23 protein-coding genes are annotated in these 24,879 nt (G+C 43.1%); 9 read left to right on the top strand and 14 right to left on the bottom strand.

The genetic code is table 11. The annotated features are described in order from the left end of the window. Nucleotides 1-147 precede the first annotated feature (147 nt). The gene (locus RMX89_RS08415; protein WP_322688603.1) at nt 148-1,131 is read left to right on the top strand and encodes a LysR substrate-binding domain-containing protein; all 984 of its coding nucleotides are present in this window, start codon (nt 148-150) and stop codon (nt 1,129-1,131) included. Nucleotides 1,132-1,324: 193 nt separating this feature from the next. Here the strand turns inward: RMX89_RS08415 and RMX89_RS08410 are convergent, their stop codons facing one another. The 3 genes from RMX89_RS08410 to RMX89_RS08400 all read right to left on the bottom strand — a co-directional run bounded on the left by RMX89_RS08410 (nt 1,325) and on the right by RMX89_RS08400 (nt 2,795). Beyond that, nucleotides 1,325-1,693 carry a pentapeptide repeat-containing protein gene (locus RMX89_RS08410; protein ID WP_322670979.1) on the bottom strand — a complete coding sequence of 123 codons (369 nt, stop codon included), beginning with the start codon at nt 1,691-1,693 and terminating at the stop codon, nt 1,325-1,327. Then, nucleotides 1,683-1,997, bottom strand: a complete 315-nt coding sequence (locus RMX89_RS08405) for a hypothetical protein (protein WP_322688602.1) — start codon at nt 1,995-1,997, stop codon at nt 1,683-1,685. The genes RMX89_RS08410 and RMX89_RS08405 overlap by 11 nt, the downstream gene beginning before the upstream one ends. Before the next feature lie 267 nt (nt 1,998-2,264). Then, nucleotides 2,265-2,795, bottom strand: coding sequence for a hypothetical protein (locus RMX89_RS08400; protein WP_322688601.1), 531 nt, complete (start codon nt 2,793-2,795; stop codon nt 2,265-2,267). Nucleotides 2,796-3,160: 365 nt separating this feature from the next. Here RMX89_RS08400 and RMX89_RS08395 point away from each other — a divergent pair, with 365 nt between their 5' ends. The 4 genes from RMX89_RS08395 to RMX89_RS08380 all read left to right on the top strand — a co-directional run bounded on the left by RMX89_RS08395 (nt 3,161) and on the right by RMX89_RS08380 (nt 12,008). Then, entirely contained in the window at nt 3,161-6,784 is a 3,624-nt protein-coding gene (locus RMX89_RS08395) for an AAA-like domain-containing protein (protein WP_322688600.1), read from the top strand. 216 nt (nt 6,785-7,000) lie between these two features. Beyond that, nucleotides 7,001-7,978: an ABC transporter substrate-binding protein gene (locus tag RMX89_RS08390; protein WP_322670975.1), complete on the top strand. Its 978-nt coding sequence runs from the start codon at nt 7,001-7,003 to the stop codon at nt 7,976-7,978. Between the two features lie 9 nt (nt 7,979-7,987). Further along, nucleotides 7,988-10,651, top strand: a complete 2,664-nt coding sequence (locus RMX89_RS08385) for a hybrid sensor histidine kinase/response regulator (RefSeq protein WP_322688599.1) — start codon at nt 7,988-7,990, stop codon at nt 10,649-10,651. After that, complete coding sequence (locus RMX89_RS08380) at nt 10,641-12,008, top strand: diguanylate cyclase domain-containing protein (protein WP_322688598.1); 1,368 nt, start codon at nt 10,641-10,643, stop codon at nt 12,006-12,008. The genes RMX89_RS08385 and RMX89_RS08380 overlap by 11 nt, the downstream gene beginning before the upstream one ends. A gap of 74 nt (nt 12,009-12,082) precedes the next feature. Here the strand turns inward: RMX89_RS08380 and aat are convergent, their stop codons facing one another. Continuing rightward, nucleotides 12,083-12,658: a leucyl/phenylalanyl-tRNA--protein transferase gene (gene aat / locus RMX89_RS08375; protein WP_322688597.1), complete on the bottom strand. Its 576-nt coding sequence runs from the start codon at nt 12,656-12,658 to the stop codon at nt 12,083-12,085. Nucleotides 12,659-12,762: 104 nt separating this feature from the next. On the opposite strand from aat, the gene RMX89_RS08370 reads away from it, so the two are divergent. Then, the gene (locus tag RMX89_RS08370; protein WP_012410384.1) at nt 12,763-13,092 is read left to right on the top strand and encodes a hypothetical protein; all 330 of its coding nucleotides are present in this window, start codon (nt 12,763-12,765) and stop codon (nt 13,090-13,092) included. Nucleotides 13,093-13,175: 83 nt separating this feature from the next. On the opposite strand, the gene rpsN is transcribed toward RMX89_RS08370, so the two are convergent. The 6 genes from rpsN to RMX89_RS08340 all read right to left on the bottom strand — a co-directional run bounded on the left by rpsN (nt 13,176) and on the right by RMX89_RS08340 (nt 17,836). After that, nucleotides 13,176-13,478 (bottom strand): 30S ribosomal protein S14, encoded by a 303-nt coding sequence (rpsN, locus tag RMX89_RS08365; protein ID WP_322670970.1) that lies wholly within the window; start codon nt 13,476-13,478, stop codon nt 13,176-13,178. A gap of 76 nt (nt 13,479-13,554) precedes the next feature. Next, nucleotides 13,555-14,244 (bottom strand): endonuclease III, encoded by a 690-nt coding sequence (gene nth, locus RMX89_RS08360; protein ID WP_322688596.1) that lies wholly within the window; start codon nt 14,242-14,244, stop codon nt 13,555-13,557. Next, entirely contained in the window at nt 14,220-15,320 is a 1,101-nt protein-coding gene (rseP, locus tag RMX89_RS08355; protein ID WP_322688595.1) for an RIP metalloprotease RseP, read from the bottom strand. Before rseP ends, nth begins: the two co-directional genes overlap by 25 nt. A gap of 124 nt (nt 15,321-15,444) precedes the next feature. Next, on the bottom strand, nt 15,445-16,725 hold the full coding sequence (gene serS, locus RMX89_RS08350) for a serine--tRNA ligase (RefSeq protein WP_322688594.1): 1,281 nt from the start codon (nt 16,723-16,725) through the stop codon (nt 15,445-15,447). 101 nt (nt 16,726-16,826) lie between these two features. Further along, complete coding sequence (locus tag RMX89_RS08345; RefSeq protein ID WP_322683020.1) at nt 16,827-17,024, bottom strand: hypothetical protein; 198 nt, start codon at nt 17,022-17,024, stop codon at nt 16,827-16,829. Between the two features lie 233 nt (nt 17,025-17,257). Beyond that, nucleotides 17,258-17,836 (bottom strand): DUF3611 family protein, encoded by a 579-nt coding sequence (locus RMX89_RS08340; RefSeq protein ID WP_292730500.1) that lies wholly within the window; start codon nt 17,834-17,836, stop codon nt 17,258-17,260. A 597-nt stretch (nt 17,837-18,433) separates the two neighbouring features. Here RMX89_RS08340 and RMX89_RS08335 point away from each other — a divergent pair. Continuing rightward, nucleotides 18,434-18,781, top strand: a complete 348-nt coding sequence (locus RMX89_RS08335) for a PadR family transcriptional regulator (protein ID WP_289798053.1) — start codon at nt 18,434-18,436, stop codon at nt 18,779-18,781. Nucleotides 18,782-18,833: 52 nt separating this feature from the next. Next, nucleotides 18,834-19,364, top strand: coding sequence for a cofactor assembly of complex C subunit B (locus RMX89_RS08330; protein WP_322688593.1), 531 nt, complete (start codon nt 18,834-18,836; stop codon nt 19,362-19,364). 451 nt (nt 19,365-19,815) lie between these two features. Here RMX89_RS08330 and RMX89_RS08325 read toward each other — a convergent pair whose 3' ends face one another. After that, nucleotides 19,816-20,133: a DUF3155 domain-containing protein gene (locus RMX89_RS08325; RefSeq protein WP_041566316.1), complete on the bottom strand. Its 318-nt coding sequence runs from the start codon at nt 20,131-20,133 to the stop codon at nt 19,816-19,818. A 287-nt stretch (nt 20,134-20,420) separates the two neighbouring features. Here RMX89_RS08325 and RMX89_RS08320 point away from each other — a divergent pair, with 287 nt between their 5' ends. Continuing rightward, the gene (locus RMX89_RS08320) at nt 20,421-21,773 is read left to right on the top strand and encodes an ATP-binding protein (RefSeq protein ID WP_322670965.1); all 1,353 of its coding nucleotides are present in this window, start codon (nt 20,421-20,423) and stop codon (nt 21,771-21,773) included. 25 nt (nt 21,774-21,798) lie between these two features. Here the strand turns inward: RMX89_RS08320 and RMX89_RS08315 are convergent, their stop codons facing one another. The 3 genes from RMX89_RS08315 to RMX89_RS08305 all read right to left on the bottom strand — a co-directional run bounded on the left by RMX89_RS08315 (nt 21,799) and on the right by RMX89_RS08305 (nt 24,609). Beyond that, the gene (locus RMX89_RS08315; protein ID WP_322688592.1) at nt 21,799-22,686 is read right to left on the bottom strand and encodes an aldo/keto reductase family oxidoreductase; all 888 of its coding nucleotides are present in this window, start codon (nt 22,684-22,686) and stop codon (nt 21,799-21,801) included. Nucleotides 22,687-22,812: 126 nt separating this feature from the next. After that, on the bottom strand, nt 22,813-23,622 hold the full coding sequence (locus tag RMX89_RS08310; protein WP_322688591.1) for an SDR family oxidoreductase: 810 nt from the start codon (nt 23,620-23,622) through the stop codon (nt 22,813-22,815). 21 nt (nt 23,623-23,643) lie between these two features. After that, nucleotides 23,644-24,609 carry an NADP-dependent oxidoreductase gene (locus tag RMX89_RS08305; RefSeq protein ID WP_322688590.1) on the bottom strand — a complete coding sequence of 322 codons (966 nt, stop codon included), beginning with the start codon at nt 24,607-24,609 and terminating at the stop codon, nt 23,644-23,646. Between the last annotated feature and the right edge of the window lie 270 nt (nt 24,610-24,879).

Here is a 24,879-nt window from a genome sequence, read left to right as displayed (position 1 = left end):
TGACCAATGACTAATGACAAATGACTAAGTAAAAAGCTTTGATTTATACTTTAGTCAAACTAACCGATAGAATCAAATGCTTTTATTTGTCAAAATGATAAATGAAAGTGATTAAAATTTTGACATTAAGTCTTAGGGATACGACCAATGGCTGGAATGACGCTTGAGCAGCTAAAAATATTTCTGGCTGTGGCGCAGAACTTACACTTCACTCGCGCAGCAGAGGAGCTTTATATTACACAACCTGCCGTCAGTGCAGCGATCCACAACTTAGAGCAAGAATATGGTGTGAAACTATTCCATCGGATTGGTCGCCATATCGAGATTGCTGAGGCGGGTAAATTATTGCAAGTGGAAGCGCAGAAAATTCTCGATCAAGTTTCCTTGACAGAAAGAGGATTGCGAGAATTGAACAATCTGCAACGGGGTGAATTGAAATTAGGGTCGAGTCTGACAATTGGTAACTACTGGCTACCAAGTAAAATTAGTGAGTTTAAGAGCCAATATCCTGGTATCCAGATTGACTGTACCCTTGCCAATGCAGAAACGATTTGTGTCGGTACAGCGATGGGACAGTTTGATTTAGGTTTGGTGGAAGGTGATGTGAAGCCAGCGCTTCAGAATACTCTGGAGTACGAAATAGTGGCGAGCGATCGCTTACAAATTGTGGTTGGTCAAAAACACCCTTGGTTTGAGTGGGGAGAAATTGATTTAAGCCAATTAACTCAAACTCCTTGGGTGATGCGAGTGCCAGAATCTGGAACCCAACAAAGGTTTGAAGAAGCGTTGCAAAATTGGGGGATCAACCTCAGCGAGCTGAATGTAATTTTAGTGTTTACCAGTGGTGAGATGGCAAAAGCCGCAATTGAAAATGGAGTAGGCGCAACTGGAATTTCTGAGTTGATGGTAAAAAAAGAAATCCAGCTAGGAACTCTGCGGGCAATTCGAGTTATTGATAATAGAGAAGTCAACAGTGCGATGACTAAGGCAGGCTATGCCTACGCAGAAATAGTTCGACCTTTTTTCAAAATCAAGCATCGTCAGCGTTTTCAAACTGCTCTTTCCAAAGTCTTTGAACAAATGTTGATATCGTCTATGGATGGTTCACATCAACATGTATCAGTTATTTAAAGGAGATTGGGCATTGGGCATGGGGCATGGGGCATTGGGCATGGAGAAGAGACAAGGTAGACAAGTCAGAGGGGGGAGACTTGGGAGAGACTTGTTCAATAATTTCCCCAAGTCTCCCTTGTCCCCTTGTCCCCCTTGTCCCCTTGTCCCCCCTGCTCCCCTGCTCCCCTGCTCCCCTGCTCCCCTACTGCCTTCACACCTTCCGCATATTTTTACTGATAGGGTCAAAACCTCTAGAAAACCGCGTACTTTCATCATAGTAAGCGCCAGTCAGATTAGCTCCATACAACTTGGCATAGTTGAGTTTTGCTCCCCGAAGATTTGCTTCATTCAGATTGGCACCGCTCAAATTAGCTCTGGTCAAATTCGCTTTGGCTAAATTAGTTCTACTCAAATCTGCTCCCCAGAGTTTAGCTTTAGCTAAGTTAGCTCCACTCAAGTCAGATCCCCATAAATTAATTCCCGGCAAATCGGCTCCAATCAGCTTGTCCCGACTCAAGTTGACGGCTGGAAAATATCTTTCTCCTGCGGCAAAACGCCTTTTTAATTCTTCAGCATTCATGCGTCGCGTTCACCTTCTTTAGCAATACAGAAGTTATTTGTTCCCATTCCTGGCTTAGTTCTCCTGAAAATACTGGTTGACCACTGCGTTGATACCAGAAATGGGCATTGTTCAAATCGCCTTCTTTGCGGTGCAGGTAAGCATGAACCCAGGCACTGTCAGCATCGCTGGCATCTGTAACTATTTCATGAGCTTTGTTCCAATCACCTTTGTTGTCATACCACATTGCTTGCAGCCCTTTTGGTAGTGTCTCAGGGCATGGGCGCTGCTTTTCGATCAATCGCAGAAATTCCTCTGTATTCACGATCGCCACCTAACAAGAATCAAACTTCTATCTCTAAGATACTCCTCAGTTTCAGGGGAGCAGGGGAGCAGGGGAGCAGGGGAGCAGGGGACAAGGGGACAAGGGGAGCAGGGGAGCAGGGGAGCAGGGGACAAGGGGACAAGGGGACAAGGGGACAAGGGGACAAGGGGGAATTATTGAACAAGTCTCTCCCAAGTCTCCCCCCTCTTCCTTGTCTAGCTTGTCTCTTCTCCATGCCCAATGCCCCATGCCCAATGCCCTTCATCTCTACTTAACTGGAATAACTTCAAACTGGAAAGTACCGATCAAACGGTTATCAATATAGACTTCTATTCTATGCTTACCAACTGGATCGCCAGGGGCAATTGTCCAAAAGTTCTCAATTACACCTTCTGAAACCGACTGCGTGCGTCGTGTTACAGATGTCTTGCCGTCTGCTGATATTGAAAAATCTTCACCATTATCTGTACCCCAAGTTTCTGGAGGTTTTGGTAAATACAAGACTTCACGCCATTTCACTTCACCTTGGTAGTTTTTGAGTTTAATCCGCCACCCGTAGGTATTTCCTTCCTGAAGTGGCACTCTTTTTGTCTGGAAAATGGTAACGTTTCCTTTGGAGTCAACTCTCTTCAGACCAAACTCGGTGTTACTGACAGTAATCTGTTTTGCATTCGTTGACGGCAGAGATGATATGGCATTTTCTACCAAAACAGAAGTAGCGTTAATTGGCTTAGAACCGATGACCCCAGATATTAGCCAAAAAACAGCTAGCACAGCAGTAATAGTCCAAATTCTCATTAGTATGGTTTTCCTATCAGACTTTTGGTACTTATTCAAGTAATCTGCCATGTTTTCCGGGTCAAGGTTAGCGATGGTTAGACAAAGACGAAATTGCTTTCAGAAATTTGGCGGATTTAATCAACCTACTGACTTTGGTCAACATCCAATTTAAAATCAGTAAATCATAATCTTGGCGAAAGGCAAACCATTGCGCCGTCGTTTTTCCATCTGCGCTCGCATCTACTCCATACCCATTCCTCACCGTTTTACTCTACAAGACACTTCACGGACGGGATAGTGTGGCATGGATATAGTATTCTAAATCCTGAATTCCGAATTCTGACTCCTTCTTTATTTCCCCCTTTTCTAATCACACTTTGCACATGAGATACCAAGTTGGCGGTAGCCTCCACAGTGACGATCCCACTTATGTTGTGCGTCAAGCAGATGAAAAACTTTATACCAGTTTAAAAGGTGGCGATTTTTGCTACGTCTTCAACTCTCGCCAAATGGGTAAATCATCTCTACTACAGCGAATAAGTCGTCGTCTCAAGTCAGAAGGCTATAAATGTGTTTACTTAGACGTGACGCAATTGGGTAGCGAGGATACCACATCAGCACAATGGTATAAAGGAATCATTGTCAGCATATTCTACGGGTTAGATCTGGCGGAACACGTCAACTTTAAGCAATGGTGGAATATGCAAACAGGTCTTTCTCCTGTACAAAAACTACACCAGTTTGTTGAAGAAATATTGCTGCCAAATGTTAAGAGCGATTCTGAAGAAGGCGGCGAAGCTAAAGGCATTTTCATTTTAATTGATGAAATTGATAGTTTGCTGAGTTTGAATTTTCCGGTCAATGACTTTTTTGCCTGGATTCGTCATTGCTACAATCAGCAAGCACACGACCCAAATTTTCAACGCCTGGGATTTGCATTATTTGGAGTCGCCAGTCCATCTGATTTAATTGCTGACAAACGTCGGACACCTTTTAACATTGGAACAGCTATTGAGTTATACGGCTTTCGATTGCATGAAGCTAGCCCATTGCTAAATGGGTTAAAAGGAGCAATTGAGCGACCAGAAGTTGTGCTGCAAGAGGTGATCTATTGGACAGGTGGACAACCGTTTCTCACTCAAAAACTCTGTCAATTAATTCTCCAAACTGCTTTAAAGACATCAGAGCGGAAAATTTTCCTACCCCCAAAAACTGAGGCCTATTGGGTAGAAGAATTGGTGCGATCGCAGATTATCCAACACTGGGAATCACAAGATGAACCCGAACACCTGCGTACGATTCGCGATCGCTTACTTTTCAACCAACAACAAAGTGGACGGTTGCTGAGTCTTTATCAGCAGGTATTGCAAACCCAGGAAATAGAGGACGAGGGGAAATGGGGATGGGAGGACGCAAATAATGAAGACACTAGCGACTCTTGGCGTTCCCAGTCTTTGCGTCCTTTTTTATCTCCCGTGGCTACCGATGATAGCCGAGAACAGACGGAGCTTTTACTATCAGGATTGGTCGAGAAGTACAACGGCTATCTCAGAATTAAAAATCCCATCTACCGGCATATTTTCAATACTGAATGGGTGTTAAAGCAGTTAGACAATTTGCGCCCTTATTCACAGCCATTCAATGCTTGGGTAGCATCGAGCTTTCAAGATGAGTCACGCTTGCTGCGGGGTAATGCCTTACAAGAGGTTTTGGACTGGACTCAGCGTAAAAGTCTCAGTGATTTGGACTATCGATTTTTAGCAGCTAGCCAAGAATTGGAACGTCGAGAAGTCCAGCAAAAAATGGAAGTAGAACGGCTCAAAGAAACTGAAGCGCGATTGGCAAGCGAACAAAAGAGCGCTCGGCTTCAGCGACGACTCTTATTAGGGGTAAGTTTGGCCCTACTAGCAGTTATTGTCTTGGGGTTCACAACACTCTACGCCGATCGACAAGCATCACTGAGTGAGGTACGGGCGATCGCAGCTGCTTCCAATGGAAGTTTTAATTCCAATCAACGCTTAGATGCACTGGTACAAGCAATCAGAGCCAGACAGGAATTTCAACGGCTCGATCTGCAAAATTTGGCAGATGCCAATGCTCTGGATCTCCAAACCCGTAAAGTATTAGAACAAGCTGTCTACGGTGCTGATGAATTCAATCACTTGTCGGGGCATCAAGGGATTGTCTTAGGCGTTGATTTTAGCGCTGATGGTCAGTGGATTGTCTCATCTAGCATCGATCGCACAGTCAAGCTATGGAAGCGGGATGGAACACTGGTGAGAACGCTACCACATAGTGCAACCATACAAAGCGTCCGCTTCAGCCCGGATAGCCGCCGGATAGTCGCTGCCGGCATTGATGGCACTATCCGTCTTTGGACGATCGATGGTAAATTGTCAACCATCTTCAAAGGGCACAAATCTGCGGTGTGGCGAGTTGCCTTTAGCCCAGATGGACAAACGATCGCTTCTGCCAGTGGCGATTTTAGCGTCAAGCTTTGGCAACTAAATGGCACTTTAATCAGAACTCTTAAACATCAGCGTGGTGTGTGGGGAATTGCCTTCAGCCCCGATGGTCAAACTCTCGCTTCTTCTATGGTAGGCGGCAAGAATCAGCTTTGGCGATTAGATGGAACGCTGCTCAAAACATTCACAGCTGGAAACGCAACTATTTGGAGTGTTGCTTTTAGCCCCGATGGACAAACTTTAGTGTCTGGCGGTGCAGATAAGATGGTGCGACTGTGGAATCGAGAAGGCACTCTCCTGAGAACTTTTAAAGGGCATACTGCTGAAATATTTGGTGTAGCTTTTAGCCCTGATGGGCAGACTATTGCTTCCGGCGGTTCTGATAAAACCGTTAAACTCTGGCGAATAGATGGTACTTTATTAAGAACTTTGCAGGGGCATACCTCAAATATTCAAACCATCGCCTTCAGTCCTGATGGAGAAACTCTCGCCTCTGCCAGTCACGACAATACCATCAAACTCTGGAGAGTCCACTCACCCTTAATAAAGCTACTCAATGGCCATCAAGAAATGGTCTGGCGGGTGGCATTTAGCCCTGATGGGCAACGGCTAGCTTCTGTTGCTGGCAAAGAAGTCAAACTCTGGAGACGCGATGGTTCTCTCGCCAAAACCATTGTTGAAGAAGATTCTCGAATGCTTAGTCTTGACTTTAGCCCCGATGGTCGAACTTTAGCGATCGTTGGTTCTAAAGGTGTTGTAAGACTGTGGCAACTAGACAGCAATCAGCGAACCATTCTGGAAGGGCCAGGTATCGGTCTTTTGGGTGTTAGCTACAGTCCTGATGGCAACCGATTAGTGACTGTGGGTTTTGATTACAAGCTGAGACTCTGGCAACGCGGCTCCAATGGAGAGTTTCAACTCCAGCAAATTATTCAGGCGCATACAGGGCGAATTTGGGACATTGTTTATAGTCCAGATGGGCAGTTTATCGCCTCTGCTAGTGCTGATGGCACTATCAAACTGTGGACTTCAAAAAATAGCGAACGCCTGTTAGAAAAACCCGATCGCACCTTAGAAGGGCATAAGAGTGAAGTTTTTGGGGTTGCCATTAGCCCGAATAGTCAATTGATTGCCTCTACAGGTGGGGATGGTAGTCTGCGACTTTGGAAACGTGATGGCACTCTGGTGAGGAGCTTTGATGGTAAAAGTATTGGCTTAACCAGGGTAGCATTCAGTCCAGATGGTCAAATGCTAGCAGCCGCAAGTTTTGACAATACGATCAAAGTCTGGAAAATTGATGGTACTTTACTCGTCACCCTGAATGGACATACTTCTAATGTGAGCAGTGTTGCCTTTAGCCCTGATGGTAAAACCCTTGCCTCTGGCGGAGATGACCAACTTGTAATTCTGTGGGATTTAGAAGAAATTCTCCATCTCAACCTACTGAAATACAGTTGTGATTGGGTACGGGATTATTTAAAGACTAATATAACAGTAGAAAAGAGCGATCGCTCTCTTTGCAATTACAGCCTTTTTCATTGATTTGAAGCATAATCCCTTGTTAAGGCGGCTCAATACCTGTGAATGAAATTCTCAAGCTGCCCTTGCGGTCAGAATTTCTAAATCTTGAAGCAATTCCAACAACCAAAACTCGTTTAATATAATCACTGACGAAATTTGCACGGCAATTTAATTTGAACAATTAGTTTATTTAGCAGAATCTTTGATTAACAATAATTAAAAAACATCAAAAATTCTATGCTTAAACTACTCAGATACATTAGTATTTTTCTCATTACTGCCTGTTTACTACTTGCTTGTAATACTTCAGTACCAACTGAAGTAAAACGCCCTCCATTGAAAGTGATATTTGGATCTTTTGTTGGAGAGCTTCCAGGCATCATTGCTCAAAAAAAAGGATTCTTCAAAGCCCAAGGGGTAGATGTGGAACTAATTCATACACAATACGCCCAATTGGAACAAGCAAACTTCAATGCGGGTAAGTATGATGGGATTACGTCGTCCTTGGGAAATTTTATCATCTTGAGTGCCGCAAATCCAGATATACAAGGCGCGATCGTTATAGATGAATCAATAGGAGCAGATGTGGTAGTAGCCCAATCAAAAATTAAAACTGTAGCTGACTTGAAAGGGAAAAAGCTGGGTGCAAATCTAGGTGGTTTTAGCGAAGTTTTCGTGACTGAAATGTTGAAAACTGCCAATTTAACTAGTGATGATGTGAACTTAGTTCAATTAGAGGCTTCAGAAATTCCTCAACGCCTGAAAAATAATACTATTCAAGCCGGACACACTTGGCAACCCTATCTCTCTGAAACGATAAAATTAGGGGGAAATATCCTATTTACTAGCAAACAAACCCCTGGCTTTATTTTAGATTTGATTATCTTTCGTGGTGAGACAATCCGCGATCGCCCCGAAGACATTCGTGCATTTGTGCAGGGATGGCTGCAAGCTTCGACCTACTGGAAAGCAAATGTTGAAGAAGGAAAAGCGATCGTCAGCAAAGCGTTAAAAATTCCGATAAATACTCTCTCTCTAGAGGGAATAAACCTAACTGATTTAGGTGAAAATCAAAAATATTTTCAATCTGATAACCCTAAGTCCATTGACAAAACTGCCAAGATATATGCAGACTTTTTTATTCGCTCTGGAAACATTACGCGTATTCCTGAGCTAAAAAGTTTGTTCAATTCTTCCTTCTTGAATCCCCCTTAGTTTGAAGCTATGCAGCACTCCTTTTTGGGCGGCATCCGTACAAAGTTGATCGCTTCGTTTCTCGTTGTTGCTTTGATTCCGTTGCTGTTATTGGCATTTATCAACAAACAGACAACTGAAAAAGCACTAACTGACAACGCCCGACAAGCCCTATCTGCGGCGGCTAACGAAACCGCTAACAGAATAGATGCCTTTATTGATGGAAATCTCAATGCCGTGCGTGTAGAGGCGATTTTACCAGGTTTGGCACGCTACCTCAGCCTAACTCCAAAACAGCGAGACGGCAGCCCCGAAATGCAATTGGCGACAGAAACATTAATGCGTCTCAGTCGCAAAGATATGCTCAATATTCTCTCTTATGCTTTGCTCGACTTAAACGGTAAAAATGTATTGGATACACGTACACTGAATATTGGCAAAGACGAATCAGTTCAAGATTATTTTAAAAAACCGCTACAAACTGGTTTCTCCTTTGTTTCTAGCATGAAGCGATCGCCGACAATTCCCGATCTTATTACCCTCTTTTTTAGTAGTCCGGTTCGCAATGCCAAGGGAGATATATTGGGTGTATTGCGTGTTTCATATAATGCAACTGTTGTTCAGCAGTTAGTAACTCGACAAACCGAATGGGCTGGGGAAAAATCTTTTGCGATTCTTTTAGATGACAATAATATTTATCTCGCACATAGCACCGCACCAGAACTGCTTTTTAAATCAATTGTGCCTCTGCCTGATGATGTTGTAACTCAACTGCAACAAGAAGGTCGTTTGCCTAATTCTTCTTTCAAAGAATTGGCAACTAATGAATCCAAACTTAAACAAGCATTGGATAATAAACAGTCGTATTTAATTGCATCCTTGTCAGCAACAGGCGATCGCGTTAATCTAATTGCGATCGCTCGTTTGCAATATAAACCTTGGTCTGTGTTGTTTGCCCGACCCCTTGCCGTTGCTTTAGCACCTGTAGAAAAGCAAATTCGTAACACAATTTTTCTATTTGCATTTATCGCTGGAGTAGTGACAATCATCGCTTTTGCTATTGGACAAGTGCTAACAAAGCCAATAATTCACCTTACCAATATAGTTTTCCAGTTTACCGCGGGTAACTTAGATATCCGTGCCAAAAATAAATCAAAAGACGAAATAGGTCAACTGTCAAAATCGTTTAACAACATGGCACTTCAGTTACAAACATCTTTGGAAACTTTAGAACAACGGGTACAGGAGAGAACAGCAGAGTTAGCCATTGCTAAAGACAAAGCCGAAGTCGCAAATCAAGCTAAAAGTTTATTTATTGCGAATATGAGTCATGAGTTGCGATCGCCCCTCAATGCTATTCTAGGTTTTTCTCAGTTAATGTTACGCGCGAAAAACTTGCCTACCGAGCATTATGAAAATGCCGGGATCATTTATCACAGTGGTGATTATTTACTAACGCTCATCAATAATATTCTCGATTTATCAAAAATAGAGGCGGGTAAAACTACTCTTAATCCTAGAGATTTCGATCTATATCGCTTGCTAGATGACTTAGAAGATATGCTACATTTACAGGCAAGCAATCAAGGCTTAAATTTAATATTTCAACGTAGTGAAAATGTCCCATGTTATATTTGCACAGATGAGTTAAAACTCCGGCAAGTATTAATTAATTTGATTACTAATGCCATTAAGTTTACTCAAAAAGGAACAATTAGTTTAACAGTAAATAATACTAGTGAAGAAATTACAGATATTTTAACTCTTGATTTTGAAGTCTGTGATACAGGAGTGGGAATTGCAGCCGCAGAATTACCCAAACTTTTTAATGCTTTTTCTCAAGCACAAGCTGGAAAAGAATCTCAAGAAGGAACAGGTTTAGGTTTAGCAATTAGTCACAAGTTTATTCAGTTAATGGGAGGAGATATTTCTGTTGAAAGTAAATTAGGAGTCGGGACAACTTTTAAATTTTATATTCAAGCAAAGTTAGGTCAACCAACCAATAACAATACTTTAGAAGTACATCCAAAAGTATTAGAACTTGCACCAGGACAACCTATATATAAACTATTAATAGTAGATGATAAACCTATTAATCGCCAATTATTAATTAAACTCTTACAACCGTTAGGGTTTGAGATGAAAGAAGCTAGTAATGGCAAAGAAGCGATCGCTATTTGGAATGAATGGGAACCCCACCTGATTTGGATGGATATGCGAATGCCTGTCATGGACGGTTACGAAGCTACAAAATATATCAAGTCCACTACCAAGGGGAATGCTACAGCTATAATTGCTCTGACAGCAAGTGTTTTAGAAGAAGAAAAAGCGATCGTTCTTTCAGCCGGATGTGATGACTTTCTCCGCAAACCTTTTGCAGAACATACAATTTTTGACACACTAGCCAAACATCTTGGTGTCAAATATATATTTGCTGAAAATAATTCTTCAAATTTGGAATATACAGAAAAAAATACTTTAACATCCCAAAATCTAATATGTATGTCTCAAGAATGGATTAATCAATTCTATGAAGCTGCATTAGAAGCAAATACTAATCGTGTCATAGAATTAATTAGAGATATTCCTAAAACAGAAACTTTTTTAATTCAATCTTTAATAAAACTTGCTCGTCAATTTGAATTTGAGGAATTAGTTGATTTAGCCGAACCCCTGAGAAGCAATGAATCTTAATTCTGATAAAGAAAATAAAGGTAATATTCTCCTAGTAGATGACAATCCCAAAAATTTACATTTATTAAGTGATTCTCTGGTCAAACTCGGCTATACTGTTCGCAGTGTCACAAGTGGACGGATGGCACTAAAAACAGTAAAGGCAAAGCGACCAGACATCATTCTTTTAGATATTAAAATGCCAGAAATGGATGGCTATCAAGTTTGTAGAACTCTGAAAGCCGATGAAGTTCTACGCACCATTCCCATTATTTTTATTAGTGCTTTAGATGATGTCTTCGATAAAGTGATAGCCTTTGAGTCAGGGGGCATAGACTACATCACTAAACCCTTTCAGATGGAAGAAGTTGTAGCGCGTCTAGAAAATCAGTTAACCATTCAACGCCAGCAACGGCTTCTAGAACAAGAAAATATTAAGCGTAGGGAAACAGAAGAAATACTGTATCAGTCTAGGGCAATGCTAGCCAGTATTTTGAATAGTTCGCTAGATGGTATTGCCGCTATGCAAGCTGTCCGCAACCCTGTAACTGGAGACATTGAAGATTTTCGTTGCTTAGTTATCAATCCTGTTATTGCTAAAGCTTTCGGAAGCAAATGTGAAGAGATAATCGGCAAATTAGTACTCAAAAAACTTTTAGCTCATCTAGAACCAGACCTCTTTAATCACTTCGTTAATCTTGTCAAAACAGGGGAAGCTTTCAAGCGAGATTTTTATCATCCATTAGGGAATTCTTGCTGGTATCACTTTGTTGCAGTCAAACTAGATGATGGTTTTGCTATTACCATATGCGACATCACTGGACGAAAACAAATTGAATTGGCTCTCCAAGATGCAAATCAGAAACTAGAACAACTGGCAAATTTAGATGGCTTGACTCAGGTGGCTAACCGTCGTTGCTTTGATGCACGACTCAAAGCAGAATGGAGACGCCTTGCACGAGAACAACAACCCTTGTCACTGATTATGTTTGATGTTGATAAATTCAAACTTTACAACGATTACTATGGTCATCTTGCAGGCGATCATTGTCTAATGAGGATAGCGCAAACAGTGCAACAAACAATTCATCGTCCTGCCGATTTAGTAGCGCGTTACGGTGGAGAAGAATTTTTGGTACTCTTGCCCAATACTGACTTAGCGGGAGCGATTAAAGTAGGGCAAAGTATTCAGCAAGCAATTCATGCTCTGGCTATTCCCCATGTACAGTCTGATGTCAAAAATATTATCACCGTTAGTTTAGGAATTACCTCTCGCATACCTATTTGGAACATCAGGCCAGACACACTCATTGCTTCAGCAGATAAAGCACTGTACGATGCCAAACAAAATGGGCGCGATCGCTATTGTAATGATTGAAAGATTTTTATGGTAATACCTTTATTTCCAGCATTATTACATCAGTAACAATCACATCCAGCTTTTCTTTTAAATTAGACTAAACTACAAGCACATTGCAACGCTTGCTCAAGTAAAGATTGATATTCTTCATCCCCAACCCGATAAGCGCCAAACCTCTCCAAATGGGGATTCATCATTTGGGCATCAAAAAACACAAATTTTCTCTGACGCAATCTTTCCACCAACTTAACCATCGCCACCTTTGAGCCTTCGGGAATGCGGTAAAACATCGACTCGCCAATAAAAGCCCCACCAATCACAATCCCTAAAATTCCTCCAGCTAATTCGTCACCTTGCCAAGTTTCAAAACTATAAGCATAACCACTCTGGTAAAGTAGCCAGTAAATCTTTTCCAATTCTGGTGAAATCCAAGTTGTCTCTCTATTAGCACAGCCAGCCACCACAGCTTGGAAGTCCCGATTAATCGCCACAGTAAACCGCTCTTGATTCAGAACACGCTGTAAAGACTTGGGATAACGAAACCGTTCATCCAAAGGAATAAAAGTTCGATCGCGACTTCCGTACCAACTCAGGCGATCGCGTTCATCAGCCATGAGAAAATAGCCTTGTGCATAGCCCTCAACAATAGCCGCGATATCATATTGCATAAATAAATATAAAAAAACACTCCTAGAAACGCAATTTGATGCTAAAAAATCAACCTCAGCGTTCCTCTGCGTTTCCCTCCGCGTCCCTCTGCGTTTAAAAAAAGATGACTCAACCAATTCCACCCATCACCCTACCACCGCCCGAAAACCCCCTACTCGAAGGTGAATGGTTACGAGAACGCTTACAACGGTGGCTAGATACAGAATTTATCCCCGAAGCAGTAAACCAAAATATTGCCCAACGAGCCGCACAGATTTTTGTGCGTCAACGGATGGAAGGAGAAAATGACCTTGGTTCTCTGGTAATTGCCATTGTCACAGAGATGCAGTCCTATGATTTTTCCAATAGCTTCTATGGAGAGTTTGCGATCGCCAACGCCGTCAGCGATCTACTCTTAGAAAGTCTGGGAATTGATAAGTGTTGTGGGCAATAATTTTTGTCATTTGTCATTTGTCATTTGTCCTTTGTCATTTGTTCTTTACCAATGACTAATGACTAATGACTAATGACTCTTGACTACCAACTAGACTTAACAACTCCAGGTAAAAGACCTTCATGCGCCCATTCTCGCAGTACGTTCCGAGACAACCCAAAATCGCGGTAAACTCCTCTAGAACGACCAGTCAACCAGCAACGGTTGCGGTGGCGGGTGGGCGCACTGTTCCGGGGTAGCTGTTGAATCTTCCGGTGGATTTCTAGTTTATCCAAAGGAGATGCTGCACTTCTGAACTCTTCTAAAAGAGTTTCCCGCTTGTCAGCATACTTTTCAATCAACTTGGTGCGCTTTTTCTCGCGCTCAATCATGCTCTTTTTTGCCATATATTCTCTAACTTATTTGAAGACACCGTTTTCCATTCTACAGTCTCTCCATCAATTCTGGGGTTACTTGTGTCGCTTATCCTACAACCACTGGCTTATTTGCAGCCGGACATAAATCGGCAAGCTTGCAAGCAACGCAGACGGGAGAGCGGGCTTTACAAATAGCACGACCGTGATAAACCAGCCGAATTGACCAATTTTCCCAATCAGGCTGAGGCAATAAACCCATTAAATCTTGCTCAATCCGAATGGGGTCTGTATGTTCAGTTAAACCCAAGCGTTCGCACAGGCGCTTAACGTGAGTATCTACTGTCACGCCAGCATTAATGCCATAACCATGAGCTAGGACTACATTTGCTGTCTTGCGCGCCACACCTGGAAGCTTTAATAATTGCTCCATTTGGTTGGGGACAACAGAGTTAAACTCAGTGACAATCATCCGACAGGCGGCTTGAATGTTCTTGGCTTTATTGCGATAAAACCCTGTTGAACGCACCAAACTTTCTAATTCTACCAAATCAGCGATCGCTAAACTTTCTGCATCAGGAAACCGAGCAAATAAAGCTGGTGTTACTTTATTCACCCGCTCATCAGTACACTGAGCAGAGAGAATCGTTGCCACCAACAATTGTACTGGCGTTGAGTAGTTCAAAGAGCAAGTAGCATCTGGATAAAGACGCTTCAGCCGAGCTAAAATTTCTATCGCCCGTTGCTTTTTAGATAACGATTTGCAGGTAATGCTTACTGGAACAATTTTTGTACCCATTCCAATTGGCTAGTTAATTGGGTAGTTTCTTTGACGATCAGAAAAATTCCTAACCCTAAGAGTAACACCAAACCAGTTTGCATTACACTTTCTTGAATGCGGGCGGGTACAGGCTTACCGCGTAAACCTTCAATTAGCAGGAAAGCGAGTTGTCCGCCATCCAAAGCTGGTAAAGGCAAAATATTGATAATAGCCAAGTTAATGCTGATAATTGCCGCAAAAGACAACAGATTTACAGTATTGTCCTCAGCTAATTTCGCACCAATTTTGACAATATTAACTGGCCCAGAAACTTGCCCAGCAGTTTGTTGAAAGTTAGTAATTAACTGACCAAAACCGCTTAGTGTACCAACAAATAATTGTTGAAATCTATTAGCAGCAAGACCAAAAATTTCAAAAGGACTATTAGGACGGCGATAAACTGCTGTAGCATTTGGACTAAGTGCCACCCCAACTACGCCTTTGCCATCGGCTCCCAATTTCGGAGTTAATTTCAGGGTTTGTTGTTGGTTTTCACGTTGAATTTTCAGTTCGATTTGCTGATTGGGATGAGTTTGAATTTCTTTAGTCAGCAAAGGAGTTGATTTATCAGAAGCTAGGAGTTCCTGACCGTTAACAGCCAGAATAATATCTCCTTCCCGAATTCCTGCTTGGTAGGCAACAGATTCTTGATTAACAGGCTGGACAACTACACCAGCTTGATAGGTTAATTCCTTGGGAATGCCGACAATACCCAATTGCAGAGCCAACACCAAGTAGGCAAATATTAAATTGGCGATTACTCCAGCACTGATGACAATCGCCCGGTCTAAAACTGGACGGTTACGCAGCAGATTTGGGTCATTGGGTGGAACATCGCTATCGGGGTCATCATCGGGAAAGCCCACAAAACCGCCCAAAGGAAAGGCGCGGACAGCATATTCGGTTTGTGAACCTTGGTACTTCAAAAGAACTGGGCCAAAACCCAAAGAAAAACGGTTAACGAGAATGCCTTGAGAACGTGCTGCAACAAAATGCCCCAACTCGTGTACCAAGATCAAAACAGCCAAGACTGCGATCGCTGCTAAAACTGACATAGAGTAAATTAGTGAAGATATTAAGCTATAGTTATCTCTATTCTAATTGGGCATTGGGAATGGGGTATGGGGCATAGCTCATTGGTAAAAGACAAATGACAAATGACCAATGACCAATGACAAATTACAAAACTTCACGTCCCAAGTAAGGTTGCAATACTTCTGGTATCCTCACCGTCCCATCAGGTTGTTGATAATTCTCCAAAATTGCTGCCATCGTCCTTCCCACCGCCAAACCCGAACCATTGAGGGTATGTACAAACTGAGTACCTTTCTTCCCCGTCTCTTTGAAACGAATATCAGCCCGTCGTGCCTGAAAATCTATAGTATTGGAACAGCTAGAAATTTCACGGTATTTTCCAGAAGAGGGCAACCAAACCTCTAAATCATAAGTTTTGGTAGAGGCAAATCCCAAATCCCCAGTACTTAAATTTACTACTCGGTAAGGCAACTTCAACGCCTGTAAAATTGCTTCGGCATTCCCTACCAATTTCTCCAGTTCATCAAAAGACGTACTGGGTTCGACAAACTTCACCATTTCCACCTTGTTAAATTGATGCAGGCGAATTAATCCCCGCATATCGCGCCCATAACTACCAGCTTCGCGGCGAAAACAGGGAGTAAAGGCACAGTGGTAAATAGGCAAATCTTCAGCAGCGAGAATTTCACCCCGATAGAGATTTGTAACTGGAACTTCAGCTGTCGGAATCAGCCATAAGTCATCATCAGCGCATTTAAAGCTTTCTTCCGCAAACTTGGGTAACTGACCGGTCGCCGTCAAAGACTCGGTATTAACTAACAGCGGCGGACTGACTTCCACATACCCAGCTTGAGTATGGAGAGACAGCATAAATTGAATTAATGCCCTTTCCAATGCTGCACCAGCGCCTATTAATGTCACAAAGCGACTTTGGGCAACTTTTACAGCTCGTTCAACATTGAGAATACCCAGCTTTTCGCCAATTTCCCAGTGAGGGAGAATATTCGGATTTTGAGGAATGTACTCATCACCCCAACGGCGTACTTCTACGTTATCTTCCTCATTTTTACCAAGGGGTGTAGAGTCACTTGGTAAATTCGGAAGTGCCAACACAAGTTGGTAAATTTCAGCTTTGAGGTCTTTTTCTTGGGGTTCGAGTTGACTCAACGTCGCTTTAAGAGAGTTACCTTCATCCCGCAAAGCTTGAATTTCTGGGTCTTGAGGATTGATCCCAGATTTAATCTTCTGGCCGACAATTTTACCAATTTCGTTGCTACGAGCTTGCAGTTGACTACGCGTCCCTTCAAGTTCCCGTTGTTTCCGATCTAACTGTAAAATCGGTTCGATGTCGTATTTACCACTACGACTATTCAATCGTTCTTGAACTAATTGGGGATTTTCCCGTATTTGCTTGATATCCAGCACAGATTTTTCTCAGTTTTTAGCCTATTATCTACCTGCCAACACATCAGCATATACTGATTTTGGCTTTGTGTGAGCAGAAAAGCAAGCATTTAAATTTAGTATTATTCTGATTTTGTAGATTCCTGAGTGTTTGCAGGTGAGGCTAGCCAGTAGGCAAGTACGCCTGATAAACCACTCCAGTAAACTGCCTGGTTTTGGCTATTATCGCGTTCCAAAAAGATTAGGGAACTACATAATCCAATCATCAATGTGCTAAAAAGTACTTGTATACCAAACTTCCATATTTCTAGTTTTTTCATAGTGTCAGACCTTCAATAAAAATTAATTCACCTTGATAACGGTTCTAATATCACTCTTTAGATGGGTGCTAACGTAAGAAACTGGTATTATTCTTCACACAGTAATTTAATAATTTCGGAAAAGTACAATCAACATATTTGAATTATTGCCATACAACTTTTGAAAAAGAGGAGAAAAGAAGTCAAAAGAATTGCTGATTTTTGACTATTACCTTTTCTTCTGACTCCCTTTTCTACGGTCGGTTAATGCGATTGAGTAACCAAAGTGACGCCACCAGCCCTGCAAAGTGGGCTGAGACAGTGTTGGTGTTTGCCTGTACTACAAGCATATCTAGACCGCTAATAATCCGGGTAGGGTCAAAAAATTGGGTAGTTATCGCTTGCGGAGATATGGATCGTGCTACCAGTGTTCCAACGATCGCTTGCGCTCCCAAAAGAGTCACTAGCGTTCCTCCTAAATTCACCCACACACCTAAGCGTAATACTTGCACAGTCTCGCTTTTCCGAGGGCGGTTGCTGGGATTGGAGGATTCCAATTGCTTGCCAATTCTCGTGTAACGGTAAGCTAAATAAATCCCCCCACCTAAAACAACCAGTCCACAAATTGCTAAAAATACGCCAAAGCCAGTCCCAGGATTATTACTAGGACTGCCAGTTCTTTGATTAAAGATGGCGAACAGCAGCACAATTATGCTAGAAACAACGCCTAGTACTAGCTGAATCCAGAAGCTAATCCAACCTGTAAGGCGAAAAGTTTGGGCAATTGCCCTAAGAGTTGAGGAAGATGATGGGGCATCGGGAGTTTGTGACATAGCGATCGCTAATATGCTGGGTGCTTGATAAAGGAAGGCGAAGAGGAGAGGACGAAGGGAGTTTAGCGCCTTCTTTGATAAATTTACTATCACACTTGTCAAATAAGACAAGAAATTCTGCGATCGAGGAAATCAGAAATGGTTACTGTTTAAGTATGTCTACCGACGTAGCAGTTCGATCTCAGATATATCCCTTAGCTTAAGATTTTAGAATTTGCATTGGGAAAATCACTGTAAAACAAAGTGTTTATTAAGCTTTACAGACAAAATAGCATTTTACCTGTAAAATTTCTTCGATGGCATTTTATTGCTTAAGCAGCTCGGCATCAGTTAACACCAAGATACTGAGTCTCTCACTGTCTGTTCGCTCCTCACCACACCGTATCGAGCTTGAGTGGGGGTACATTGTTTTGTGCCCCTAAAACTCGCAAACTCGCCCCACAACTTCACAGGCGTGGGTAATTGTTTGATGTTTACGCAATAGATATCTAGTCTAAGTAGCTTTATATGTATTACTCGCGTAGTAGTAGCACTGTATACTAGCTACAAGGATTGTAGACTTTACCCTAAGGCATTTTTTTTAGCCATTCACTAACCATGAAACTTGAGGATATATATCAATTTTTTGAGAATCCTCCGCCAACTTACCTTTGTCAAGAACTAGCAGTTTGTTACATACTGTCTGTTTTATTACAAGGTGAATCCTACGGAACCGAGTTGATTGAGCAATTAGAAACTGAGTATCCCGTCTATCGGCTTTCAGATACCGTACTTTATAGTGCAATCAAATTTCTAGAAGACCAAAAGGCAATCACTGGATATTGGAAGAAACTCGAAGGACGGGGGCGCCCCAGGCGGATGTACCAAGTTTCTCCTGAATGGCAAGTTCAAGCTCAGGATTTAGCTTTTCAATGGCTTGACTACATCAACGGGAGGAAAAAGTAACGAATCATTGATAATGAATAAGTCTCCTCCAGTCAAACACTAACAATTAGTTATGGATACTGCTATTCTGCCATCTACCTTCCTGCTAACCTTGTTGTTATCGGTTGGGCTGTTTTTCTTTATTCGTGCCTCGACTAAAGACCGCACAGAAATAGCCCACCTAGTATCTGAGCAAGATGAAGCTGTTTTAATGTCTCAATTAAAAGAGTATTTTCGATCGCGGTCTTACCGAGTGGCAGCGGTAGACCGAGAACAAAATCAGGTAATTTTTGAAGGTAATGTTCGTCCCAGCTGGTTCTTAGCCATATTTCTAACTTTCCTAGCAGCGACTGGCATTGTTTGTCTATCTCTGGTGACATCCCTGCTTTTTCCTAGCCTGAGTACCCTTGTTCTGGCGATGGTACTGCTGTCGCCTTTAAGTGGTCTATTTTATTGGAAAAAATCTGGAAGACTTGAGAAGGTATCGCTCAAAGTAGAAACAACTCAGAGCGAACAAACCTCCTCAAGTAAGATTGCTGTAGTTGCCCATCGAGATGAACTCAGCGAGTTGCAGAGGACTCTACAGCTCAAGCCTGGGAAATAATTGTTGATTGTTGCGACCATCTCTTAACTATGATATGCAGACTTCTGACCTAACCTACTATGCAGGCAATGGAAAGTAGTCAGGAGAAAATCAAGACTGCTGCTTTGTCAGTTTTCCCCACGACCAAAGTCGTGGGGAAAAAATTTAAATTCATTAACTTAAATTCATTGACAGAGCAAGCTTTAACCATCTACGGCATAAGAGCGCAACTTCACTCTTCTTTTTAGACGCGCTTGGCTCTATACCCACTCCCTTTTGCATCATCAAATTAGTATCAATCCATGCAATCTAGCATGGTTTGAAACAGCTTCACTTTCCAACTACCTGGACTAGATTTCCTGGCAAATCAGCTACAAACTAAAAAAAAATTAAATTTTGCATAAACTTAGCAATTTTGCCAGTTAATAATAGTCAGGAGCCACATTCAATGCCCAAGATGACCATCTATGGTTCAACGACTAGCTAAAGCAAGAGGTTCTTGACCTGGTGAAGGTTCCAACACCCTCAAACTAGGAAACAAGAAATGGTTTTCCTCTACGTATTGAGCACCAAACAGTCCCTTTTCTGCCCAGAAATAACGATCTGTAGTGTGTTCATTTCGCTTTACAAGTAGCAACGCTGGTGGCAAAATCCCTTCAGCTTGAATGAATCTTCTCGCTGCTGTTACTGGCTTTTCTTCGCCACTTTCGATGCTATATTGAGGCACGTGTTCCAAAATACGCCGTCCTTCCTGACGACGACGACTCTTCCTTTTGCGTCTCCTTGCCAATATACTGTCCTCCTCTTTCAAGCTATAGATTGTAGTGATAGCTACAAAATCCGTCGTCATTATATAGGTTCTAGTTCAGAATATCAATAGTTTTTAACCTTTTAATATAAGAAAGTTAATATCTTTGAAACATCAAGAAAATAAAATCACCTAAGAATATAATTCCTTAGTACAAACCATCTCTTTTGAAGATTTTAGTTAAGCTTGATGAAATGAGTGAGGTAAAAATTAAGTATCCTCTCTTACATCATGCCTCAAAATCTATAATCTTGAGCAAAAGCTAAAAAATGTTAATGTCTGCCAGTTCTGATTTTCTTGCTTTGTGTCGAGAGCAAATAGCGCTACTAACCCAAGGGCTAGGAGCAACTTTAAGTATTGTGTACTTAACACAAGAATTGGTAGATACTCCTTCTGGCGATGCCAAACTGATTCCTGTGGTGATTTACCCGGAAACAGCATTATTGCTGCCAGGAGAGGAAACTATTGAAGCGACGGCATACAAGCAACTTCAACTTGGAAAGGCGTTTATATTACCCAATCAACAGGGAAGGTTATTGACAGCAGGTTCAGAATCTCCAACTTCGTCACGGGAGTCTGAGATACCAGATACGTCTCAACCCGATCTCAAAGAGGAATACCTACTTAGTGGCAACCAAATTGTTTTACCTTTGATTTATGAGGGTGTGATGATGGGGTTATTAGTGACAGGTAGGAAAGATCGGGTATGGAATGAACACGAACAAAGTCAGATTCAACGGATAGCCCAAACATTAGCGATCGCTTGTATTTTAGATCAGCGGCGAGCATGGTTTGAGCAACAGTTGCGCGAGCAACAAATTCTCCAAGAAAAACAGCGAGATTTGCTGGATAATTTGTTGCATCAGTTTCGTAACCCATTAACGGCGTTACGGACTTTTGGCAAACTGTTATTGAAACGACTACGACCAGCAGATGTTAACCGGGATGTGGCAAATAGTATTGTCAGAGAAAGCGATCGCCTCCAAGAATTGCTGCAACAATTCGATCAAGTAATTGATTTGACAGAGGCAGATTTAGCACCACTACATCTCCCTGAAGAAGTATTTGTAGAAGCAACTATCCAAAAAGATGCTAAACCTCCGTTATTATTACCAGGAACGGGAGATAAAGCAGTTGACTGCTCCCTAGCAGATATATTAGAACCATTATTAATATCAGCCAAAGCGATCGCCCAAGAGCGAAAGCTAAAACTAATAACTGAAATTCAAGAAAATTCATCCCTAGTACGTGCCAATGTCAAAGCATTACGAGAGGTGTTAACTAATATTATTGATAATGCTTTGAAATACACTCCCACTGGTGGCAAAATTTTGATTCAGGCGGGGCAAGAAAAAGCTAATTTTCAGGGAATAGTTATTAGTGATAACGGGCCCGGCATTCCACCCCAAGATTTAGAACATCTTGGAGAACGGCATTATCGCGGAGTACAAGCGCAAACAGAAATCCCAGGTACAGGTTTGGGGTTAGCGATCGCTAAACAATTAATAGAGCAAATGCAGGGTGAAATTGAGGTTTTCAGCCCTGCAATCAACTCTAAATTCACTTCACCCAATGCGCCAGGAACTACATTTATTATTTGGTTGCCAGAAGTTGAGAATTAGTTTTTAGTCTTGGACAATAATGTTTTCACTGAACCGCAGTTGTAGCGATCGCGTCGAGATGTGCGATCGTTTGTGGTGAAAGTTGCAGGTCTGCCGCTTTGGTGTTTTCGTGCAGATGACTAATGGATGACGTTCCGGGAATTAACAGGATGTTCGGCGATCTCTGAAGCAGCCATGCCAAGGCGACCTGCATCGGTGTAGCTCCAAGTGATGCTGCGACAGCATCGAGGGCTGACGATTGCAACGGATTGAACCCACCCAGCGGGAAGAACGGCACATAAGCAATTCCCTGCTTTGCGAGGTCGTCAATGAAAGCGTCATCTTCTCGGTGCGCTACGTTGTACTGATTCTGCACGCAGACGATTTCTGCGATCGTTTGCGCCTCTGCCAACTGCGTAGGTGTGACATTGCTCAAACCGAGGTGATGAATTAATCCCTGCTCCTTAAGTTCGGCTAAGGTCGTTAGCGGCTCTGCAAGAGAACCCTCCGATGGCCCATGAACGTCACCCATCAAGCGGAGATTGACAACATCGATCGCATCGAGTCCGAGATTACGCAGGTTGTCGTGAATCGCTTCGGTTAGTTCCTGCGGCGACATCGCGGGAACCCACGAGCCATCTTCAGGACGACGCGCTCCAACCTTGGTGACGATCGCTAAATCTTCCGGGTAGGGATGCAGTGCTTGTCGGATAATTTGATTCGTGATGTGAGGCCCATAGAAGTCGCTGGTATCGATATGATTAATGCCAAGTGCGATCGCTTCGCGCAAAACAGCAACGGCTGCATCCACATCTCGCGGCGCACCCATTACATTCGGGTCCGCGAGTTGCATGGCACCATAACCTATGCGCTTCACTGTTATTGAAGTGTTCGGCAGCGTAAAATTGCCACCAAGGTTCGTTTGCTCAGACATATTGCTACTTTCTCCAAGAATTTTTTAGTGATTTAACGACAGCAATTTTGTAGAGTCCATTTCTCATTGATGTCGCTGCGTGCGATCGAAGCCCTCTCTTGGCGATCGATAGATTTCTATCGCTTGTCATTGTTCGTTGCGGCTCGCGAATATTTGCTCATACTCACCGTTCCTTTCAGCAAATCGTAGTGCTTTGACACGATTAACAAGGATTTCGCCGTGGGGCGGGTTGGGAGTGCTGAGAATCTGCATTACTTCAGCAATAAAGTCAGCGAGTGGCATTGCAGCAGGATCGGTCGCCTGACTAGCCCCGCCAAGCTCCGTCTGTACATAGGGTGGGGCAAGTTCAAGAACCTCCACGGAGGTTTCTTGAAGCTGAACGCGGAGCGACTGCAACCAAGAGTGCAGAAAAGCCTTGCTCGCGCAATAAGTCGGATATGGACTGATGGGAACGAAAGCCAAGCCAGAGGTGGTGGTGATAATCGTTGAATGCGGTTGCTGTTTGAGAGTCGGGAGGAGTGCCGCCGTCAGGTGAAGTACACCGACAATATTAGTCTGAATCATAGACTGGATCGCAAAGAAATCGATCGGATCTGAGGTGAGGTCTTCCGTCTTAGCAATTCCGGCATTGTTGATTAGAACATTGAGTTTAGGGAACTGCTCTCGAATGCGGGACGCAAAGGCTTCGATGTCCGCCGGATCTTGAACGTCAAGTTGAATCCCGTGCATACCGGAGTGAGCGGCGGTGATTTTGTCGAGGAGATGTTGACGACGACCTGCAATGATGACTTGATTACCGCGTTGATAGAACGCCTCGGCAAGCCCACGACCGATGCCGCTTGTGCCGCCAGTGATGAGGATGGTGTTGTCAGTGAGATTCATAGGTATTTTTCCTGCAAAGATGTCAAAATTTGTTGAGAGTAAAGTTGTTGTCAAAGCTGAAAATTCAATCAGCGCTTATTCGCCGCTCACGCGCAACACGATTTTACCCAGATAGTGCTGTTTCATCGCATCCTGCGCTTGTGCCGCCTCTGACAGCCCAAATGTCTGCGCGATGTGAACTTGAAATTCACCGATACCGATCAATCGGTTAAGTTCGTCTAACAACATTGGGTCGGCGAAGCCATTTGCCTTCTTGAGTTCCACACCGTCGGGCGCTTTGGGTTCGGGCATCACGCCGTTAGGAAAGGAGACGATCCCACCCTGACGCACCAAACTCAGCGTGGATTGAACTGTATCGCCGCCCACCAGCACCAGCGCCGCATCGAAACCATCGGGTGCAAAAGCGCGGGCGCGTTGGGCAATGTCGTCGCTGTGTCCGTCCACTGCTTCATCGGCACCCAATTGCTTGGACAGCTCTACGCCGTCCGCACCCGATGCGATCGCGAAAACGTGTGCCCCCATACGTTTAGCCAGTTGCAGTGCCACGTGACCGACACCGCCGCTCGCGCCCCACAGCATTAATTTGGTTTCGCTGCCTATCCCCAGTGCCAGCAAATTGTTTAGCGCTGTGATACCAGCAATGGGTAGCCCGCCTGCCATCAGCATATCGAGACCATCGGGTATCGGCGCGATCGTTTTTTCAGATACAACGACGTATTGGGCATAGCTACCGCCCTTGTCATTCATGAAGCTCTGAGCGTAAACGCGATCGCCAACAGCAAAACGCTCAACGCCGTCGCCAATGGCAACAATCGTGCCTGCACATTCGCCGCCCAGCACGCGCGGAAAGTGGACTTCGTTATACACCAGATCGCCTTCACGCTCCATTGCGTCCCAGATGCCAACTCCGGCAATCTCGATGCGAATCAAAACTTCGCCTGCATCTACCATAGGCACGGGTAAGGTGTGCAAAGTCAGCTTGTCAGCATGACCGAACTCGTCCACAGCCATTGTTTGCATTTGTTGGGGAGTATTTTGCATAAATAGGTTTTCCTGCTTATTGCTTCAGTTGTTATTGAGGAGTTCAAAGGCGTAAAACTGCTTTCAAAGTTTGTTTGGACGGATTGCCATTTCCTCCAAGAAGTTTTTAATTTCAGGAAACAAATGCGGCATCGTTGTTCGGATTCTTTAAGGTCTTGCTTGAGATGCTTTCATCCTACGAATTCGATTCAGAGTTTCCAATGCCTAAAACTCTTCGATCCTTGCCTAATTCTCCAGCATGGATTGCTTGAAGACATTCTATAATCGTGT

This window comes from Nostoc sp. DedSLP04 (genome assembly GCF_034530775.1).
Taxonomy (GTDB): domain Bacteria; phylum Cyanobacteriota; class Cyanobacteriia; order Cyanobacteriales; family Nostocaceae; genus Nostoc.
Note: the sequence above shows the minus strand (reverse complement) of the source record. Positions and strands in the feature narration are given on the sequence as shown.